This window comes from Peribacillus sp. P4_C12, from assembly GCF_056402095.1.
Genome location: NZ_JBFUIB010001086.1, coordinates 1 through 707, shown reverse-complemented (window position 1 = coordinate 707; position 707 = coordinate 1). Strand labels below are relative to the sequence as shown.

At 41.6% G+C, this 707-nt stretch carries 1 protein-coding gene; it reads left to right on the top strand.

The window, feature by feature from the left end; translation table 11 throughout:
- Positions 1-707, top strand: a 707-nt coding sequence (locus tag AC1DUW_RS31470; RefSeq protein WP_477644530.1) for an aldehyde dehydrogenase family protein, incomplete at both ends; no start/stop codon positions are given.

The window sequence follows — 707 nt, the reverse complement described above, 5'->3', positions numbered from 1 at the left end:
CGACATATCCGGTTGTTTCAGGTAAATACCTTATTAATGGAGAATGGAAAGAAATAACAGAAACAGTTGATGTAATCAATCCCGCAAACACGTCAGAAGTAGTCGGCCAAGTGGCAATTTGTTCTGAGGAAATCGTAAATGAAACGATAGAAGTGTCAGTGAAAGCTTATGAAACCTGGTCTCGCTCTGATGTAAAGGACCGGGCTACCCGGATGAATACAGCGGCAGAGGAACTGGCTAAAATAATTGAGGAAAATGTCACAGTTTTTGTTCGAGAAAATGGAAAAACGCTTGTTGAAGCTAAAAAGGATTTACTACGTTGTGTTGAGGTCATGAAGGGCTGTGCAACAGAGGTACTTAACTGGTGGCAACCAGAAGTGCTCCCAGGAAATCAAAATGTACAAGTCAGAAGAAGAGCGAGAGGTGTCACGGCAATTATCACACCGTGGAACTCTCCGATGATTTTGACATTTAAACGAGTAATACCAGCGATTTTAGCAGGCAATACTGTTGTTGTGAAACCTGCTACAAATTGTCCGTTAACGATAATGACTTGTTTAAAAGTGGTAGCTGAACATTTTCCGCCAGGAGTCATTAATATTGTGTCTGGTTCAGGAAAAGCAATCGGAGACATACTTTGCTCTGATTCTCGTGTGCGTACCGTTGCTTTTGTCGGCAGTACAGAAACTGGAAAAGAAATTATGAAG